Source organism: Mycobacterium sp. NGS34 (assembly GCF_059812845.1).
On the sequence record NZ_JCALDM010000005.1, the window covers coordinates 314,366 to 330,292 of the forward strand.

The 15,927-nt window shown below is 70.0% G+C and carries 14 protein-coding genes; 12 read left to right on the forward strand and 2 right to left on the reverse strand.

Annotated features, from left to right (window positions below; all coding sequences use genetic code 11):
* The 12 genes from mobA (at nt 1) to proB (ending at nt 14,980) form a co-directional block, all read left to right on the forward strand.
* Nucleotides 1-609, forward strand: coding sequence for a molybdenum cofactor guanylyltransferase (gene mobA / locus AC5Y7V_RS15520; RefSeq protein ID WP_499880910.1), 609 nt, complete (start codon nt 1-3; stop codon nt 607-609).
* Between the two features lie 930 nt (nt 610-1,539).
* Nucleotides 1,540-2,154 carry a transglycosylase family protein gene (locus tag AC5Y7V_RS15525; protein WP_499880912.1) on the forward strand — a complete coding sequence of 205 codons (615 nt, stop codon included), beginning with the start codon at nt 1,540-1,542 and terminating at the stop codon, nt 2,152-2,154.
* A 79-nt stretch (nt 2,155-2,233) separates the two neighbouring features.
* Nucleotides 2,234-3,493 (forward strand): saccharopine dehydrogenase family protein, encoded by a 1,260-nt coding sequence (locus AC5Y7V_RS15530; RefSeq protein ID WP_499880913.1) that lies wholly within the window; start codon nt 2,234-2,236, stop codon nt 3,491-3,493.
* A 138-nt stretch (nt 3,494-3,631) separates the two neighbouring features.
* Nucleotides 3,632-6,283 (forward strand): valine--tRNA ligase, encoded by a 2,652-nt coding sequence (locus AC5Y7V_RS15535; protein WP_499880914.1) that lies wholly within the window; start codon nt 3,632-3,634, stop codon nt 6,281-6,283.
* Nucleotides 6,280-7,713 carry a bifunctional tetrahydrofolate synthase/dihydrofolate synthase gene (folC, locus tag AC5Y7V_RS15540; protein WP_499880915.1) on the forward strand — a complete coding sequence of 478 codons (1,434 nt, stop codon included), beginning with the start codon at nt 6,280-6,282 and terminating at the stop codon, nt 7,711-7,713. The genes AC5Y7V_RS15535 and folC overlap by 4 nt, the downstream gene beginning before the upstream one ends.
* The gene (locus tag AC5Y7V_RS15545) at nt 7,710-8,066 is read left to right on the forward strand and encodes a DUF4233 domain-containing protein (protein ID WP_499880916.1); all 357 of its coding nucleotides are present in this window, start codon (nt 7,710-7,712) and stop codon (nt 8,064-8,066) included. Before folC ends, AC5Y7V_RS15545 begins: the two co-directional genes overlap by 4 nt.
* Before the next feature lie 31 nt (nt 8,067-8,097).
* Nucleotides 8,098-8,508: a nucleoside-diphosphate kinase gene (gene ndk / locus AC5Y7V_RS15550; RefSeq protein ID WP_499880917.1), complete on the forward strand. Its 411-nt coding sequence runs from the start codon at nt 8,098-8,100 to the stop codon at nt 8,506-8,508.
* 340 nt (nt 8,509-8,848) lie between these two features.
* Entirely contained in the window at nt 8,849-11,566 is a 2,718-nt protein-coding gene (gene rne / locus AC5Y7V_RS15555) for a ribonuclease E (protein ID WP_499880918.1), read from the forward strand.
* 193 nt (nt 11,567-11,759) lie between these two features.
* Entirely contained in the window at nt 11,760-12,071 is a 312-nt protein-coding gene (gene rplU, locus AC5Y7V_RS15560; RefSeq protein ID WP_067007977.1) for a 50S ribosomal protein L21, read from the forward strand.
* Between the two features lie 10 nt (nt 12,072-12,081).
* Nucleotides 12,082-12,348: a 50S ribosomal protein L27 gene (gene rpmA / locus AC5Y7V_RS15565; RefSeq protein ID WP_067007979.1), complete on the forward strand. Its 267-nt coding sequence runs from the start codon at nt 12,082-12,084 to the stop codon at nt 12,346-12,348.
* Nucleotides 12,349-12,437: 89 nt separating this feature from the next.
* Nucleotides 12,438-13,880: a GTPase ObgE gene (obgE, locus tag AC5Y7V_RS15570; RefSeq protein ID WP_499880919.1), complete on the forward strand. Its 1,443-nt coding sequence runs from the start codon at nt 12,438-12,440 to the stop codon at nt 13,878-13,880.
* A complete protein-coding gene (proB, locus tag AC5Y7V_RS15575) occupies nt 13,877-14,980 on the forward strand; it encodes a glutamate 5-kinase (protein ID WP_499880920.1) in 1,104 nt (367 codons plus the stop codon). Before obgE ends, proB begins: the two co-directional genes overlap by 4 nt.
* A 4-nt stretch (nt 14,981-14,984) precedes the next feature.
* Here proB and AC5Y7V_RS15580 read toward each other — a convergent pair whose 3' ends face one another.
* Nucleotides 14,985-15,404, reverse strand: coding sequence for a DUF5313 domain-containing protein (locus AC5Y7V_RS15580; RefSeq protein ID WP_499880921.1), 420 nt, complete (start codon nt 15,402-15,404; stop codon nt 14,985-14,987).
* Between the two features lie 19 nt (nt 15,405-15,423).
* Entirely contained in the window at nt 15,424-15,909 is a 486-nt protein-coding gene (locus AC5Y7V_RS15585; RefSeq protein WP_499880922.1) for a MarR family winged helix-turn-helix transcriptional regulator, read from the reverse strand.
* Nucleotides 15,910-15,927: the final 18 nt, after the last annotated feature.

Sequence of the window (15,927 nt, forward strand, 5' to 3'; positions counted from 1 at the left end):
GTGGCCGACCAGGTGCCCGACACAGTGTCACTGGCCGGGGTGATAGTCGCTGGAGGCGAGTCGCGGCGCATGGGCCGCGACAAGGCCACCCTGCCCGGGCCCGGCGGAACCGGCACGCTCGCCGAGTACGTCGTCGGCGTCGTGGCGCAACGCTGCGAGCCGGTCTTCGTGATGGCCGCCCCGGGCCAGCGGTTGCCGTCGTCGCTGCAGGCTCACGTCGTGCGCGACGAGGTGCGCGGGCTGGGACCGCTGCCGGCCACCGGACGGGGACTGCGCGCGGCCGCGGAGGCCGGGGCCCGGCTCGCGTTCGTCTGCGGCGTCGACATGCCGCTGCTGAGCGCGGAACTCATCGACGACCTGGTCCACCTCGCCACCGAGACCAACGCCGAGGTGGTGTTGCCGTGGGACGGCCGCAGCCACTACCTGGCCGCGGTGTACCGCACCGATCTCGCGGACCGGATCGACGCGCTGGTCGCCGCCGGCGAGCGCCGAATGAGCGCCTTGATCGACGCCTCCGACGCCCAGCAGCTCGTGCTGCCGGATTCGCGCCCCCTGACGAACGTCAACACCGACGCCGAACTGCGCGCGGTGACGCAGGCGCGCGCCTGACCGTAAGCGGCATCGCCAATTAATTGGTGCCTCGCTATTTTCTTTAATTCCTCGGCGCGATTTTGCATTGCTCATTAAATGGCCGGGATCTTTTATTCCGTTCTTTCATCGTTATCTGTGGAATGGTGTTCACGTTCAGCGCGCCCGGGGCCGTCGAATCGCCTTGGTGCAGAGCGGTTTTCGGGCGCCGGACGGATAAACCGTCCACGCGGCCGCTCCGGAAATTCGCGGGCGGCCCGGCAAATTGCACCGCGCAAGCCGGGGGGCGCCGGCCGAGCGCCACCCCGATCGAAAGCGATTGAAACGGTTGCTAATTGCCTCAGGATTGCGAAAATCGTTGTAGTGCAGTAGTTTTCGTAACTTGACCATCCCGGCCGTCCGTCCCGGCGTGTCGGAGGCGAACTCGCGCATCTTGTTGTATCCTCCGCCGGTTCGCCTCGTCGTTGCGTGGGCCCGGCGGGCCGTCCGACCGGTCCGCGGCACCGGCAAACGCGTGGGCCAGCTCACAAAAATGGCGTGATTCGGCTCACGATTCGATTGCGATTCCGGGAGCTGGGCACGGCGCCAAAACGCGTGACTGACCTGCAGAAATGATTACGCGATCGCGGCGTGATCGGCTCGTTACCGAACCGAGATATCCATTTCCCGGAGATGACGAATGCGCCCGGGTTTCGTACGGTCCCTGGTAGCCCGAAACGGGTTAAACGAAAAGTAATCGAAAATTGAATCCACGGACCCGCGTGCGAGCGGGGCTGCGGGCGGCAAGGCCGCGTCGCGGCCCGGGGTAGTACCCCGCCGGGCATATCGAGAGCCCGCCGCTGTCGTGCCTGAACGAGACGGCACGTCCCAGAGCACCTTCGAGCACCAATCAAGACCTTCGACCCACCCCGGTGGGTCTGCTTTGGCGCGCGCACCGCGAAAGGAAGAAATTTGAAGAACGTCCGCAAGACGCTCATCCTCGCCGCGATCAGCGGCAGCCTGTTGGCGGTACCCTCCGCCAACGCGGAACCGATGGGCTTTGACCCGAACGTTCCCCCCATCGGAGCGCCCGACGCACCCCCGCCGCCCGCTCCGGACGCCCCGGCGCCCGCGCCGGCGGCCTTCGACCCCAACGTTGCGCCGCCGGCGGCCCTCCCGGACGCCTTGGCGCCCGTTGACGTGCCTCCCGTGCCGGCGCCGGCGGGCTTCGACCCGAACGTTGCGCCGCCGCCCCCGGCGCCGGACGCCCCGCCGCCCGCTCCCGTGGGCTTCGACCCGAACGTTCCGCCGCCGCCGGCGCCGGACGCCCCGCCGCCTCCGCCGGTTCACAAGGCGTACAGCGTGAACTGGGACGCCATCGCGCAGTGCGAGTCGGGTGGCAACTGGGGCATCAGCACCGGTAACGGCTTCTCCGGTGGCCTGCAGTTCACCTCGAGCACCTGGCACGCCAACGGTGGCTCGGGATCGCCGGCCAGCGCCAGCCGTGAGGAGCAGATCCGGGTGGCCGAGAACGTGCTGCACTCGCAGGGCATCGGCGCCTGGCCGGTCTGCGGTCGCCGCGGCTGACCTTCGCCTTAAGTAGAGGTACAAGTAGTGCCGGGCCATCGCGCCCGGCCCTACTTGTTTAGGAGGTAGCGTCGGGCCGGTGACCGCTACGCCGCGCGAATTCGACATCGTCGTCTACGGGGCGACCGGCTTCGTGGGGAAGCTCACGGCCGACTACCTGGCCCGCGCCGGCGCGGGCGCGCGGATCGCGCTGGCGGGCAGGTCGCCGGACCGGCTGCGCGCCGTTCGCGACACCCTGAGCGAATCGGCGCGGGACTGGCCCGTCCTGACCGCCGATGCCGCGTCGCCGTCGACGCTGGACGAGATGGCCGCCCGGGCGCGGGTCGTCATCACGACCGTCGGCCCCTACACCCGCTACGGGCTGCCGCTGGTGGCCGCGTGCGCGGCGGCGGGCACCGACTACGCCGACCTGACCGGCGAGGCGATGTTCGTCCGCGAAAGCATCGATCTGCACCACAAGCAGGCCGCCGACACCGGCGCGCGCATCGTGCACGCCTGCGGCTTCGACTCGGTCCCCTCGGATTTGACCGTGTACGCGCTGTACCGCGCCGCGCAGGGCGACGCCGCCGGGGAGCTGGGCGACACCCACCTCGTGGTGCGGTCCCTCCGCGGCGGGCTGTCCGGCGGCACCGTCGCGTCGCTGCTGGAAGTCCTGGACACCGCCTCGAGCGACCCCGAGGCGCGCCGCCAGCTGAACGACCCGTACACGCTGAGCTCCGACCGTGGCGCCGAACCCGAACTCGGCCGCCAGCCCGACCTGCCGCTGCATCGCGGTCGCGACCTCGCGCCGGAACTTTCCGGCTTGTGGACCGCGGGATTCATGATGGCGCCCTACAACACCCGGATCGTGCGGCGCAGCAACGCCCTGCTGGACTGGGCCTACGGCCGGCGGTTCCGCTACGACGAGAACATGAGCGTCGGGTCGTCGGCCCTGGCGCCGGTGGCATCGGCCGCCATCACCGGAGTCGGCAACGCCACGTTCGGGCTGGGCAGCCGGTTCTTCCGCTTCCTGCCGCGGCGCTTGGTGGAGCGCGTCGTCCCCAAGCCCGGCACCGGCCCGAGCGAGGCGACCCGCGAGCACGGGTACTACCGCATCGAGACATACACCACCACGACCACCGGCGCCCGGTACGTCGCGCGCATGGAGCAACGGGGAGACCCGGGGTACAAGGCGACCTCGGTGCTGCTGGGGGAGTGCGGCCTGGCCCTCGCGCTGGACCGCGACAAGCTCTCCGATCTGTTCGGCGTGCTGACGCCCGCGGCCGCGATGGGCGACGCGCTGCTGGCGCGACTCCCCGCCGCCGGCGTGTCGCTGGGAGTCGACCGGCTGGCCGGGTGACGTCGGCCACATCGGCCGGCGACATTCCAACCGCGCACACGACACGCCGGTACCGGTGTGCGTAGCTGCAATCTCGGCGCCGCCAAGCCGGATTCGACCGCTTACTTGCGGGCCTGCGCCGATCCCTAGAATTGACCGGTGACCGCCACCCCCCACCCCGCCGCCGACCAGCTCCCCAAGTCGTGGGATCCGGCCGCGATGGAGGACGCGATCTACCAGAAGTGGCTGGACGCGGGCTACTTCAAGGCCGACGCGAGCAGCCCCAAGCCCGCCTATTCGATCGTGCTGCCGCCGCCCAACGTGACCGGCAGCCTGCACATGGGCCACGCGCTCGAGCACACCATGATGGACGCCCTGACCCGGCGCAAGCGCATGCAGGGCTACGAGGTGCTCTGGCAGCCGGGCATGGACCACGCGGGCATCGCGACGCAGAGCGTGGTGGAAAAGCAGCTCGCGGTCGACGGCAAGACCAAGGAGGACTTCGGCCGGGAGCTGTTCGTCGACAAGGTTTGGGACTGGAAGCGCGAGTCCGGCGGCGCCATCGGCGGGCAGATGCGCCGGCTCGGCGACGGCGTGGACTGGAGCCGCGACCGCTTCACCATGGACGAGGGCCTCTCGCGGGCGGTGCGCACCATCTTCAAGCGGCTCTACGACGCGGGTCTGATCTATCGGGCCGAGCGGCTGGTGAACTGGTCGCCCGTGCTCGAGACGGCGATCTCGGACCTCGAGGTGAACTACCTCGACGTCGACGGTGAGCTGGTGTCGTTCCGGTACGGCTCGCTCGACGACGCGGAACCGCACATCGTGGTCGCCACCACGCGGGTGGAGACGATGCTGGGCGATACCGCGATCGCGGTCCACCCCGACGACGACCGCTACCGCCACCTGGTCGGCACCAGCCTGCCGCACCCCTTCGTCGACCGCCCGCTCCTCATCGTCGCCGACGAACACGTCGACCCCGAATTCGGCACGGGCGCAGTCAAAGTCACGCCCGCGCACGACCCCAACGACTTCGAGATCGGGCTGCGGCACGAGCTGCCGATGATCTCGATCATGGACACCAAGGGCCGGATCGCCGACACCGGAACGCAATTCGACGGAATGGACCGCTTCGTGGCGCGGGTCGCCGTGCGCGAAGCGCTGGCGGCGCAGGGCCGGGTCGTCGAGGAGAAGCGGCCCTACCTGCACAGCGTCGGGCATTCGGAGCGCAGCGGCGAGCCGATCGAGCCGCGGCTGTCGCTGCAGTGGTGGGTGCGGGTGGAATCGCTGGCCAAGGCCGCCGGCGACGCGGTTCGCAACGGGGACACCGTGATTCACCCGGCCAGCCTGGAGCCGCGCTGGTTCGCCTGGGTCGACGACATGCACGACTGGTGCATCTCGCGGCAGCTGTGGTGGGGTCACCGCATCCCGATCTGGTACGGGCCGGACGGCGAGCAGGTGTGCGTGGGTCCCGACGAGGCGCCGCCGCAGGGCTGGGAGCAGGACCCCGACGTGCTGGACACCTGGTTCTCGTCCGCGCTGTGGCCGTTCTCTACGCTGGGCTGGCCGGCGGAGACCCCGGAGCTGGAAAAGTTCTATCCCACCAGCGTTTTGGTCACCGGCTACGACATCCTGTTCTTCTGGGTCGCGCGGATGATGATGTTCGGCACCTTCGTCGGCGGCGACGACGCCATCACGCTCGGCGGCCGCCGCGGCCCGCAGGTGCCGTTCACCGACATCTTCCTGCACGGGCTGATCCGCGACGAGTTCGGCCGCAAGATGAGCAAGTCCAAGGGCAACGTCGTCGACCCGCTGGACTGGATGCAGGAGTTCGGGGCCGACGCCCTGCGCTTCGCGCTGGCCCGCGGCGCCAGCCCCGGCGGTGACCTGTCCGTCGGCGAGGACGCGGTCCGGGCCTCGCGCAACTTCGGCACCAAGCTGTTCAACGCCACCCGCTACGCGCTGCTGAACGGGGCCGCGCCGGCACCGCTCCCGGCCCCGGCCGAGCTGACCGACGCCGACCGCTGGATCCTCGGGCGACTGGAAGAGGTTCGCGCCGAAGTTGATTCGGCCTTCGACGCCTACGAGTTCAGCCGCGCCTGCGAATCGCTGTACCACTTCGCCTGGGACGAATTCTGCGACTGGTACGTCGAACTGGCCAAGACGCAGCTCGCCGAGGGCCTCGCCCACACCACCGCCGTGCTGGCCGCGGTGCTCGACACGCTGCTGCGGTTGCTGCACCCGGTCATCCCGTTCCTCACCGAAGCGCTGTGGCAGGCCCTGACCGGTCAGGAGTCGCTGGTGATCGCCGAGTGGCCCCAGACGTCCGGCATCGCCCTGGATTCCGTTGCCGCGCAACGGATCACCGATATGCAGCGGCTCGTGACCGAGGTCCGCCGGTTCCGCAGCGACCAGGGGCTGGCCGACCGGCAGAAGGTGCCCGCCCGGCTGGCCGGCGTGGCGTCCTCCGGCCTGGACGGGCAGGTGGCGGCGGTGACGTCGCTGGCGTGGCTCACTGCGCCGGATGCGGGTTTTCAGCCGTCGGCGTCCGTGGAGGTGCGCCTGTCCGGCGGCACCGTCGTCGTCGAGCTCGACACGTCGGGCACCATCGACGTCGCCGCCGAGCGCCGGCGCCTGGAAAAGGATCTGGCCGCGGCGCAAAAGGAGCTGGCGTCCACGGCCGCCAAACTGGGCAACGCGGACTTCCTGGCCAAGGCACCCGAACCGGTCGTCGCCAAGATCCGCGACCGCCAGCGCGTCGCCCAGGAGGAAACCGACCGGATCAACGCGAGGCTGGCCGGGCTGCAATGAGTGAGCCGCCCGAACGGGGCAGCAGCGCGGCTCCCACACCGGACGAGATCGCGTCGCTGCTGCAGGTCGAGCACCTGCTGGATCAACGCTGGCCGGAAACCAAGATCGAGCCCAGCCTGACCCGCATCAGCGCCCTGATGGACCTGCTGGGATCGCCGCAGCGCGGCTATCCGTCGATCCACATCGCGGGCACCAACGGCAAGACCTCGGTGGCGCGCATGGTTGATGCGCTGGTGACCGCGCTCGGCCGGCGCACCGGCCGGACCACCAGCCCCCACCTGCAGTCGGCGATCGAGCGCATCGCCATCGACGGGCAGCCGATCAGCCCGGCCCAATACGTGGCGACGTACCGCGAGATCGAGCCGTTCGTCCAGATGGTCGACGCGCAATCGCAGGCCGAGGGCGGGCCGGCAATGAGCAAGTTCGAGGTGCTCACCGCGATGGCGTTCGCCGCGTTCGCCGACGCGCCCGTCGACGTGGCGGTGGTCGAGGTGGGTATGGGCGGCCGGTGGGACGCGACCAACGTGGTCAACGCGCCGGTCGCGGTGATCACCCCCATCGGCGTCGACCACGTGGAATACCTCGGCGGCGAGCTCGCCGGGATCGCCGGCGAAAAGGCCGGCATCATCCACCGGGCGCCGGAGGGCGCCCCGGACACCGTCGCCGTCATCGCGCGCCAGGCGCCGGAGGTCATGGAGGTGCTGCTGGCCCAAACCGTGCGCGCCGACGCCGCCGTCGCCCGCGAGGACTCGGAGTTCGCGGTGTTGGGCCGCCAGGTGGCGATCGGCGGGCAGGTGTTGGAGCTGCAGGGCCTGGGCGGGGTCTACTCGGACGTCTACCTGCCGCTGCACGGCGAACACCAGGCCCACAACGCGGTGGGGGCGCTCGCGGCGGTCGAGGCCTTCTTCGGGGCGGGCGCGCAGCGACAGCTCGACGTCGAGGCGGTTCGGGCCGGTTTCGCCGCCGTCACCAGCCCGGGCCGGCTGGAACGCCTGCGCAACGCGCCGACGGTGTTCATCGACGCCGCCCACAACCCGGCCGGGGCCACCGCGCTGGCGCAGACGCTGGCCGGCGAATTCGACTTCCGATTTCTGGTCGGCGTGCTCAGCATCATGGCCGACAAGGACGTGGACGGGATTCTTGCCGCCCTGGAGCCGGCGTTCGATTCCGTCGTGGTGACCCACAACGGCTCGCCGCGGGCGCTGGACGTCGAGTCGCTGGCGCTGTCCGCGCGCGAGCGGTTCGGGCCCGATCGCGTGACGACCGCGGAAAACCTGCGCGACGCCATCGACGTCGCGACCGCCCTGGTCGACGAGTCCGCGACGGAAAGCGATGCGGCGGAATCGTTTTCGGGTACCGGGATCGTCGTCACCGGCTCCGTGGTCACCGCCGGGGTCGCGCGGACCCTGTTCGGTCGGGACCCCGAATGACCCAGCAGAGTCCCGACCCCTGGAAGAGCTTCAGTGGCGTGATGGCCGCGACGCTGATCCTGGAGGCGATCGTGGTGCTGCTGGCGATCCCGGTGGTGGGCGCCGTCGGCGGCGGCCTGAACTCCGTGTCGCTGGCCTATCTGATCGGCCTGGCCGTGGTGCTGATCCTGCTGGCCGGGCTGCAGCGCAGGCCCTGGGCGATCTGGGTGAACCTGGGCGTGCAGGTGGTTCTGCTCGCCGGTTTCGCGGTGTACCCGGGCGTGGGATTCATCGGCGTGCTGTTCACCGGGTTGTGGGCGTTGATCGTGTACTTCCGGGCCGAGGTCCGGCGCCGCCAGTCGCCGCCTAGCTAACCGGCAACCGGTGTTCTGTACGCTGTCGGCCGTGACCGAACGGACCCTGGTACTGATCAAGCCTGACGCCGTGGAGCGGCATCTGATCGGCGAGATCATCGGCCGCATCGAGCGGAAAGGCCTCACCATCGCGGCGCTGGAGCTCCGGCACGTCAGCGAAGAGCTGGCCGGCCAGCATTACGCGGAACACGAGGGCAAGCCCTTCTTCGGATCGTTGCTGGAGTTCATCACCTCGGGCCCGGTGGTGGCGGCGATCGTGGAGGGGCCGCGCGCGATCGCGGCGTTTCGGCAGGTCGCGGGCGGTACCGACCCGGTGGACAAGGCCACGCCCGGCACGATTCGGGGCGATTTCGGGCTCGAGACGCAGTTCAACCTGGTGCACGGGTCCGATTCGGCGGATTCCGCCAAGCGCGAGATCGCGCTCTGGTTTCCCGGAATTTAGCGCTGCCGCGATAGGGGCCGCGCCGGTGCCCCGACGGCGTTTGCTGACGCGCGCGGATCAGGCGCGGCGGGGCACTGGAAGTGATGTGGGATACTGACAGCGGGTGAACGTCGCCGGACCGGTGTCGGACACCCGAATGAAGACTTAGACAAGCGCGACCATCGCGACCCCGCGATGTTGCGCCGCATGTCAGGCCTACATTCAGCACGGCGCCGAGTGAGTTCTTCTTGAGCCGCTCGGGGCGAGACCATCACAAGCCTGGGAGAAGCGACCCGGGCCTATAGCGAAGCCCTCGCGTGGCCGCGTCGAAACGACGCGCCCGGGGGCTAAAGGAGAATACGTGGTAGACAGCGCACCACCCACAGACTCGTCACGAGGGCCGGCCCCGCATGAGGACCTGCCGGACCGCCTGAGAGTCCACCAGCTGGCACGGGCGCTGGGCAGCACCAACAAAGAGGTGCTGGCGGCGCTCAACGCCATCGATGGGCGGGACCGCAACGTGCACTCCGGCGTGGACCGCGAGGACGCCATCAAGGTGCGCGAATTGCTCTTCGCCCAACCGCTGCCGAACATCCCGGGCTTCAGCGACGCGGCCGCCGCCCAGCAGCCGCTGCTGCTCGACACCTCAAGCGCGGGAAGGGATTACATGCCCCTGTTCGTCGCGCCGCAGCCGGTCGAGACCGGTGGCGAGCGCGACACCGACGGCGATGAGTCGGGCGACGACTCCGACGATTCCGACATCGACGACGACGAGCAGGCCGACCGGCCCGCCAACCGGCGGCGGCGCCGCGGCCGACGGGGGCGTGGCCGCGGTCGTGGCGAACAGGGCGGACCCGACGGCCAGGATGCGGACGAGGACGCCGACTCCGAGGACGCCGACGAGGACGACTCCGACGCCGACGACGACGAGAACGGGTCCTCGGAGGCCGCCAGCCGCCGCCGCCGCAGGCGCCGGCGGCGCAAGTCGGGGGCCGGCGACGACGGCGACGAGGGCCCGTCGCCCGACGACCCGCCGAACACGGTGGTGCACGAGCGCCCGTCGCGCAGCGGCAAGAACGGCAGCGACGGGAACGGCAATGCCGAGATCAAGGGCATCGACGGCTCCACCCGCCTGGAGGCCAAGCGGCAACGCCGCCGCGACGGGCGCGACGCCGGACGGCGCCGCCCGCCGGTGCTGACCGAGGCCGAGTTCCTGGCGCGCCGCGAGGCCGTCGAACGGATGATGGTCGTGCGCGACCGGGTGCGCACCGAGGCACCGCACCCCGGCGCGCGCTACACCCAGATCGCGGTGCTGGAAGACGGCATCGTCGTCGAGCACTTCGTGACCTCCGCTGCCTCCGCCTCGCTGGTCGGCAACATCTACCTCGGAATTGTGCAGAACGTGCTGCCCTCGATGGAGGCGGCTTTCGTCGACATCGGCCGCGGCCGCAACGGCGTGCTCTACGCCGGCGAGGTCAACTGGGAGGCCGCGGGGCTGGGCGGGTCGGACCGCAAGATCGAACAGGCCCTCAAACCCGGCGACTACGTCGTCGTGCAGGTCAGCAAGGACCCGGTCGGGCACAAGGGCGCCCGGCTCACCACACAGGTCTCACTGGCCGGCCGCTACCTGGTGTACGTGCCGGGCGCGTCGTCGACCGGGATCAGCCGCAAGCTGCCCGACACCGAGCGCCAGCGGCTCAAGGAGATCCTGCGCGAGGTGGTGCCGTCCGACGCCGGGGTGATCATCCGCACCGCGTCCGAGGGGGTCAAAGAGGAGGACATCCGCAAGGACGTCACCCGCCTGCAGGAACGCTGGGAACAGATCGAGGCCAAGGCCGTCGAGACCAAGCAGAAGGCCGCGGGCGCCGCGGTGTCGCTCTACGAAGAGCCCGACGTGTTGGTCAAGGTCATCCGCGACCTGTTCAACGAGGACTTCGCCGGGCTGATCGTCTCCGGCGACGAGGCCTGGGGCACGATCAACGAGTACGTGAATTCCGTTGCGCCGGAACTAGTTTCGAAGCTGACCAAGTACGAGCCCGCTACCGGGCCGGACGAGGCGAGCGGACCGGATGTGTTCGCGGTGCACCGCATCGACGAACAGCTCGCCAAGGCGATGGAGCGGAAGGTGTGGCTGCCGTCGGGCGGCACGCTGGTGATTGACCGGACCGAGGCGATGACGGTGGTCGACGTCAACACCGGCAAGTTCACCGGCTCCGGGGGCAACCTCGAGCAGACCGTGACCAAGAACAACCTGGAGGCGGCCGAGGAGATCGTGCGCCAGCTGCGGCTGCGCGACATCGGCGGCATCGTGGTCATCGACTTCATCGACATGGTGCTGGAGTCCAACCGCGACCTGGTGTTGCGCCGGCTGACCGAGGCGCTGGCCCGCGACCGCACCCGCCATCAGGTTTCCGAGGTGACGTCGCTGGGCCTGGTCCAGCTGACCCGCAAGCGGTTGGGGACCGGGCTGATCGAGGCCTTCTCGTCGTCGTGCCCGAACTGCGGCGGCCGCGGCCTGTTGCTGCACGGCGATCCCGTGGATTCGGCCCCGTCGAACGGGCGCAAGTCCGAATCCGGTGGCCGCCGCGGCAGGCGGTCGAAGAAGAAGGGGGCCGAGGAGCCCACCGTTGCCAAGGTGCTGCCGGCCCACGCCCCCGGCGAACACCCGATGTTCAAGGCGATGGCGGCGGGCGCGTCCGGGACCTCGGAAGCGCCCGGCGAGGCTGACGAGGAACCCGACGAGTCCGGTGCGGAAGTCACCGCCCAGGCCGAAAACGAAGCCGAAGAGCCGGCCTCCGCGGCCCTGGCGGACACCGAGCCGGAGGACTTCGAGGACAACGGCGACAACGGGGACGACGACGAGGACGACCTGGACGACGACGACGATGACCTCGATGACGAGGACCTCGGCGACGACGAGGACCTCGACCTGGACGACGACGACAGTGATGACGAGGACGATGACGACCTCGACGACGAGGACAACGGAGCCGTCGGCGACGCCGGGCCGGCTTTCGGCCGTCCGCGCCGTCGCCGCGCGGCGGGCAGGCCGGCCGGCCCGCCGATCCATGTGGACTGACCTGCGCCGCCCCGAGCGGTTAGGCGAGCCGGTTTGACCCTGTAGCCGCTGGTCACGTACCCTTGGACAGTTGTCGTCAGGCCGAGCGACGAGGGTTCGGCCGGCGAGCGGGACATATGGGCCCGCGCCAAGCACCCACCACGCGCACCGCAGGTGGCTACGCGCGCGAAGCGAGAAAGAGGCAGGAGCAACGATGGCGACGTACGCAATCGTCAAGACCGGCGGCAAGCAATACAAGGTCGCCGTCGGAGACGTCGTCAAGGTCGAGAAGCTCGACTCCGAGCCGGGTTCGAACGTCACGCTTCCGGTCGCCTTGGTGGTCGACGGCGCCAAGGTCACCAGCGACGCGGCCGCGCTGGCCAAGGTCGCGGTCACCGGCGAGGTGCTCGAGCACACCAAGGGACCCAAGATCCGCATCCACAAGTTCAAGAACAAGACCGGCTACCACAAGCGTCAGGGCCACCGTCAGCAGCTGACGGTCCTGAAGGTCACCGGGATCAAGTAGCGAGGACCACATGGCACACAAAAAGGGCGCTTCCAGCTCGCGCAACGGCCGCGACTCCGCCGCGCAGCGGCTGGGCGTGAAGCGGTTCGGCGGCCAGGTCGTCAAGGCCGGCGAGATCATCGTCCGCCAGCGCGGCACCAAGTTCCATCCCGGCGTCAACGTCGGGCGCGGCGGCGACGACACATTGTTCGCCAAGGAATCCGGGGCCGTCGAGTTCGGGACCAAGCGCGGGCGCAAGACCGTCAGCATCGTCGCGGCCGGGCAGACCGCCGACTAGGCGTTTTTGCCCGGGCCCCGGCCCGGGCGCTGCGTCCGGCCGCGGGCTCCGCCCCGCATCGGCGCCCGCGGTAGTTGAGAGGACCCTCGATGCCCCGGTTTGTCGATCGCGTCGTCATCCACGCGCGCGCCGGTTCGGGCGGTAACGGCTGCGCGTCGGTCCACCGCGAGAAGTTCAAGCCGCTCGGCGGGCCCGACGGCGGCAACGGGGGCCGCGGCGGCAGCATCGTGCTGGTCGTTGACCCGCAGGTACACACCCTGCTGGACTTCCACTTTCATCCGCACGTCACCGCGCCCTCGGGCAAACAGGGCATGGGCAACAACCGCGACGGCGCCGCCGGCGCGGACCTGGAGGTCAAAGTCCCCGACGGCACCGTCGTCCTGGACGAACGCGGCCGCCTGCTCGCCGACCTGGTGGGGGCCGGCACCCGCTTCGAGGCGGCCGCCGGAGGCCGCGGCGGCCTCGGCAACGCCGCGCTGGCGTCGCGCGCCCGCAAGGCCCCCGGCTTTGCCCTGCTCGGCGAGCCGGGCCAGGCCCGCGACCTGACGCTGGAGCTCAAGACCGTCGCCGACGTCGGGCTGATCGGGTTTCCCTCGGCCGGGAAATCCTCGCTGGTGTCCGCGATTTCGGCGGCCAAACCGAAGATCGCCGACTACCCCTTCACCACGCTGGTGCCCAACCTCGGTGTCGTCTCGGCGGGGGAGCACACCTTCACCGTCGCCGACGTGCCCGGGCTGATCCCGGGGGCGTCCGAGGGTCGCGGCCTGGGCCTGGAATTCCTGCGCCACATCGAGCGGTGTGCCGTGCTGGTACATGTGGTGGATTGCGCCACCGCGGAACCCGGCCGCGACCCGATCTCCGACATCGACGCGCTCGAAGCCGAACTCGCCGCGTACACCCCGACGCTGCAGGGGGACGCGGTGCTGGGCGATCTGGCCGAGCGGCCGCGGGCGGTGGTGCTCAACAAGATCGACGTGCCCGAGGCGCGCGAGCTGGCCGAATTCGTCCGCGACGAGATCGCCGAGCGTGGCTGGCCGGTGTTCCTGGTCTCGACCATCGCGCGGGAAGGCTTGCAGCCCTTGGTCTTTGGGCTCTGGCAGATGATCTCGGAGTACAACGCCGCGCGGCCCCAAATCGTGCCGCGCCGGCCGGTGATCCGTCCGCTGCCCGTCGACGACAGCGGTTTCACCGTCGAGCCCGATGGGCAGGGCGGGTTCGTCGTCACCGGGGCACGGCCCGAGCGGTGGGTCGGCCAGACCAACTTCGACAACGACGAGGCGGTGGGTTACCTCGCCGACCGCCTCGCGCGCCTCGGCGTCGAGGAGGAACTGCTGAAGCTCGGCGCGAAACCGGGCTGCGCCGTGACCATCGGGGAAATGACGTTCGACTGGGAGCCGCAAACGCCTGCGGGAGAACATGTTGCGCTGTCCGGCCGCGGCACCGACGCGCGGCTGGAACGCACCGAACGAATCGGGGCCGCCGAGCGCAAGGCCGCCCGGCGCCAGCGCCGCCAACACGGTGACGAAGAATGAGCCCCCACCGCGAGACGATCCGAACCGCGCGCAGCCTCGTGGTCAAGGTCGGTACCAACGCGCTGACCACGCCGTCCGGGGTTTTTGACGCCGGTCGGCTGGCCGGGCTGGCCGACGCCATCGAGGCGCGAATGAAGGCCGGCACCGACGTCGTCATCGTGTCGTCGGGCGCCATCGCCGCGGGCATCGAGCCGCTCGGATTATCCCGTCGTCCAAAGGATTTGGCGACCAAGCAGGCCGCGGCCAGCGTCGGCCAGGTCGCGCTGGTCAACTCGTGGAGCGCGGCGTTCGCCCGCTACGGCCGCACGGTGGGGCAGATTTTGCTGACGGCGCACGACATTTCGGTGCGGGCATCTCACACCAACGCCCAGCGCACCCTGGATCGGCTGCGCGCGCTGCACGCGGTGGCGATCGTCAACGAAAACGACACGGTGGCCACCAACGAGATCCGGTTCGGCGACAACGACCGGCTCTCGGCGCTGGTGGCCCACCTGGTGGGCGCCGAGGCGCTGGTGCTGCTCTCCGACATCGACGGCCTCTACGACTCCGATCCGCGGAAAACCAAGGGCGCCAGGTTCATCCCCGAGGTGTCCGGCGCGTCCGACCTGGACGGCGTGGTCGCCGGGCCGGGCAGTGACCTGGGCACCGGCGGGATGGCGTCGAAGATGTCGTCGGCGCTGCTGGCCGCCGACGCCGGCGTCCCGGTGCTGCTCGCGGCAGCGACCGACGCCGCGACCGCGCTCAGCGACGCCTCGGGCGGAACGGTGTTCGCGCCTCGGCCGGTTCGGATGTCGGCCCGCCGGTTCTGGGTGCGCTACGCCGCCGAGGCGGCCGGGTCGCTGACGCTGGATGAGGGCGCGGTGCGCGCGGTGGTGGCCCAACGCCGCTCGCTGCTGGCCGCCGGAATCACCACCGTCACGGGCCGGTTCTACGCCGGGGACGTCGTTGAACTGCGCGGACCGGACGCGGCCATGGTGGCCCGGGGCGTGGTCGCCTACGACGCAACCGAACTGGCCACCATGATGGGCCGGTCGACCTCCGACTTGCCCGGTGAGTTGCGCCGGCCGGCGGTGCACGCCGACGACCTGGTCGCGGTGTAGTCGGCTAGGTGAACGGGTTGCTGTTGTCCTGCCACGCGGCCGATTCGGGACGCGGCCCGTAGCGGCGGGCGTAGACCTCGTGCATCTTCGATTCTTTCTCGCGTTTGATCACGTCGACCAGGTTCGGGTTGAGGCCATGCTGCGCCAGCCGGTGCCGGCGCCAGACCTTGTTCAGCGCTAGCGAGATGAGTAGCGCCCAGATGTACAGCGGCACCGTCATCTCCGTGTGGACGTACAGTGACGCGGGCAGCAGCCAGAAGGGCGCCAGCACGAACAGCGGCGGTATTGCCCACCGAACCATGTGCCGGCGCACGGCTCCCGGGCCCGCCAGGTCGTTCGCGACCCAGCTGCGCATGGAATCCGGTAGGCACCGGCCGTACGAATAGCCGATGTACTGCCAGAGGTTGGGCTTGGTGGTGCTCATGCTCGCTCCCGGGGTTGTTTCAGGCCTGCAGTGCGCCGGCCGCCAGGGCGGCCGAGTTGATGCGCGTCAGCACCTGATGCAGGTGCCGCAGTTCGTCCATGTCGACGCCCAGACGCGCGACGACGGCGGGCGGGATCTTCAGCGCGCGCCGCCGCAAGGCGGTGCCGCTGTCGGTGAGTTCGACGTCGGTGGAGCGCTCGTCGACGGCGCTTCGGGTACGGGTGATCAGTCCCAGCGCCTCCAGGCGCTTGAGCATCGGCGACAGCGTCGCCGAATCCATCTGCAGCGTGGCGGCAATGTCCTTGACCGACAGCGGTTTCTGCGGACCCGTCTTCTGGTGATCCCAGAGCGTCAGCATCACCAGATACTGGGGATGCGTCAGCCCCAACGGCTCCAGCAGCGGACGGTAGACCGCCAAAACGGCGCGGTTGGTGACGCTCAGCGCGAAACAGACCTGCTGCTCGAGGGCGAGTGGGTCGATTTCCGGTGCGGTCGGCGCGGCCATGCTCCCATCGTACCCTAA